At 45.8% G+C, this 1,999-nt stretch carries 2 protein-coding genes; one reads left to right on the forward strand and one right to left on the reverse strand.

What is annotated here, in order from left to right:
- The coding region (locus tag RMO55_RS16815) for an AAA family ATPase (RefSeq protein ID WP_310428372.1) at positions 1-1,522 on the reverse strand (1,522 nt) is incomplete at its 3' end.
- A gap of 282 nt (positions 1,523-1,804) precedes the next feature.
- Between RMO55_RS16815 and RMO55_RS16820 the strand changes: the two genes are divergently transcribed.
- Positions 1,805-1,999 (forward strand): hypothetical protein (locus RMO55_RS16820; RefSeq protein WP_310428375.1); only part of this gene is annotated, 195 nt, incomplete at its 3' end.

Raw genomic sequence — 1,999 nt, forward strand, 5'->3', positions numbered from 1 at the left:
CGCACATTCGCCGCAGCAACTCGCGCTCTGCTGCCGACTGTCGCTCAAACTGTGCATTAATTACGGGGTCAGCTTTGTCGCACACGATCTCTTGCTCCTGCCACAGCAATCCAGGTTGCCCTTGAGCATATCCAGCTAATAGTGTGAGAATCAAAGTATTTCCACCTACTCGATCGGCAATCCACGCCAAATCTTCCTCAGTATCTGTCAGCCCAAGCTGCCGGAGTAGCTCGATACTGTCCGCTATCGAACTCCCTTCAATTTCTACTTCCTTAACCAATTTGATATCTACTTCATCCCCCCGTCGATCTTTCAAACCTTGGGGAGACTCGCGACTGGTAATGATAATCTGTGATTTATGCCCTTTATATGCCAGTGCATTGAGCAAATTATCGACCTCGATATCGATCGCTCTTCCCACTTCTTCCCGCCGGAGCAAGGACTCTAAGTTATCCAGTACCACCAAATACCGATACCTATTCAACCCAGTAATAATTCGAGCGATCATCTCTCGCGGTGTCTGACTAGCTGCGACTCCTGGCTCTAACATTTCTAGCAATGCCGCCGCCACCGTCTCAAATCCAGCGTTATTCTCCACGGTAAAGAACAGAACGCGTTCGTAGAGACAAGCTTGTGTCAGGACTTTAGCTTTAATATCGACTCCTATCGATTCGATCGCTTTAGCCGCCAGACTGGTTTTGCCCATGCCACCCTGTCCGACGATTGCGATGACTTTCTTCTCGGCGACTAGCTCCCGATGCAACTCAGCCAACAATCCATCTCGCCCCACCCACGGCGACGGTACATCGGGAATTCCCCCAAATAACCGCTGCTGAGGTGGTTCTGAGCGTCGATCGCTCAATATCTCTAATTTTGCGATCGGAAAGCCCAATAATCGATCGAATGTTCCATTTTGATACTGGTTATAAAGCTCCTGAATCCCCGTAGTTGACGATCTGACAGCAATAACGACGCTACCCCTAGTAATCGAAACGATCTCGATCGAGTGACTAGGAATCAGACTTTGCAACTGTTCCCAAACTAACTGTCTACCAACTTGCTCGATCGAACATCCATGAATTACAATTCGCAGTTCGGTTGCTTGTGGCGGGGATGTTTCGGGTTTTGAGTCGATCGGTTTAAAACAGCCATTTGCTTTTTTTGCTTCCCACTCCTCATTGAATCGAAGGATATTTTCTGCTAGATCCAAGCTCCAAAAAGTAACGTCAAATTTCCAACGTCCCGCCCCTTTATCTTTTCGGGAGCGTTTATCTACAAAAAGGCTCCCTAACAAAGTTGGTAGGTAGTAGGAAATATGGTCGGAAATAGTCGATCGATATTGGTCTTGCTTTTGATATTTATTAGCACCACAAATTTCCTGTAGTCCAGGTTTATCAGTGTCGAAGCTAACTGTTAAACCCTTCCACTCGAAATCTTCATGTTTGAGCGCATAGTCGAGTAAAGCGATAAATACATTCTCGCTGCGCTTTTTAATAGTTCGATCGAAGGATATATTAGGCATTACCTAAAACACGATTTCTTGAAATAAAGTTTGGAACTGTACCAAGGCTAACCTTGGTACTTTCACATCAGAATCCTTGTGGAGAATGGGTCATAAATAGTTCCAATGTATGCAGTGTGGGACTCTTTTGTACTGTGTCATTGTTGATTTAACGAACAGAGAAAACAAAAACGAACCGCTACTGCAAATCAAATATGCGATCGCATTCGACAGAAGTTTATCTGCACCATCCACTCTCAACCTAGAGTACCCAATATGTCATCTAAAACTGTTACAGCCCACTTGCCTAAATCGTTCGCTACGGGCTCAGTCTGTTTCACCGCTTCGATCATTCTAATTGCCACTTCTGCCGCTCATGCAGGTACTTTCACTGGATTGGGCGGAATTATCAAGGATACGTTGCCTTGTGTGACTCTCTCGAACGGCAACAACAACTGCATCTTCCTCAACGAGCGGATCAACCTTTTTCAGGGCTTA

Source organism: Chamaesiphon sp. VAR_48_metabat_135_sub (assembly GCF_031418915.1).
In the GTDB taxonomy this organism is placed as follows: domain Bacteria; phylum Cyanobacteriota; class Cyanobacteriia; order Cyanobacteriales; family Chamaesiphonaceae; genus Chamaesiphon.